The 1112-nt window shown below is 60.6% G+C and carries 2 protein-coding genes; one reads left to right on the forward strand and one right to left on the reverse strand.

What is annotated here, in order from left to right:
* Window positions 1-129: 129 nt before the first annotated feature.
* Window positions 130-693, reverse strand: a complete 564-nt coding sequence (locus U5771_RS35140; RefSeq protein ID WP_322028176.1) for a flavodoxin family protein — start codon at window positions 691-693, stop codon at window positions 130-132.
* 230 nt (window positions 694-923) lie between these two features.
* On the opposite strand from U5771_RS35140, the gene U5771_RS35145 reads away from it, so the two are divergent.
* A partial coding sequence (locus tag U5771_RS35145) for a hypothetical protein (RefSeq protein WP_322028175.1) occupies window positions 924-1112 on the forward strand: 189 nt, incomplete at its 3' end.

A 1112-nucleotide genomic window follows, 5' to 3' on the forward strand; every position in this document is an offset into this window, starting at 1 on the left:
CGGCCCAAGCAACGAAGCAGGACCGGAGTTGCCAATTCCAAGATGCTCGACGAACGCAGTCGACGCACGTCAAGCACATCCATCCCATCCATCAGCCGGTCGACCAAGAGACCCGCCCGGCCGTCACCCTCAGGCGCCGTTCCAGCGTTTCGCGGCAATCGCGACACGCTCGCCCAGCACTTCAGCCGTCTTTCGATCGCTCTCGAGAATGGCATCGCCGCCCTCGTCCGCATTGGCCTGCGCCATCGCACCGAGGAACGACCCGAGCCGATTCAGATCGTTGACCGAACCCGTACTGCTGTTGTTGCCAGGCATCAGCCCCAGGCTGACCCACAGCATCTGATGCTGGGCGGCGAACACCGCCAGTTGCTGCAGCGTCGACAGTTTGTCGCCGCTTTGCGAAGCCGACACCGTGAAACCGGCCGCCAGCTTGTCACGCCACTTGCCCCAGTGCTTCGACGATGCGTCCATGAAGCCCTTGAACTGGGCGGACGCGCTGCCCATGTAGGTCGGCGAGCCAAAGATGATCGCCTTCGCATCGCGCTCCAGGTACTCCCAGTGTTCGTCGATCGCGTCGACGGGGATCAACTTGACCGACGCGCCGTCGACTTTCTCGACACCACGAGCGACCGCGTCCGCGATAACGGCTGCGTGGCCGTAGCCGCTATGAAAAACCACTGCGATTTCAGACATGACTGACTCCTTGTCGCGGACCATTCCGCAATAAACGTTACCGCGATGGTAACAGAAAAAATCGCGATGCAAGCGCCCTCACCCGCATGTCCCGCACACGCCGTTGCGTGCCGACGGCTGCACGATGCGCATGGCGCGGCCCAAAGCGGACAATCGCTGCGGTCGCATCCCGCATCCGCAGATCAGCCCGCTGGACAGATCCATCGACAATAATTTCTCCGGCGACAAACATGAATGCGCAGTCAGGAAATTCGCTCGTTCTTTTCCGGCAGCAATTCCTCGCCCGCCGGATCGATCGGACACGGCAGACAGACACGACGCATCCGGCACGCGCTTCTTTTTCACACCCCGCCCAAAAGATCGCGCAAAAATCTGTTGACACCCCATTCAGTCACGCTATAATTGCGTTCTTTCGCGAT

Origin of the sequence: Burkholderia sp. BCC1977 (genome assembly GCF_905339595.1) — a bacterium.
Lineage (GTDB): Bacteria > Pseudomonadota > Gammaproteobacteria > Burkholderiales > Burkholderiaceae > Burkholderia.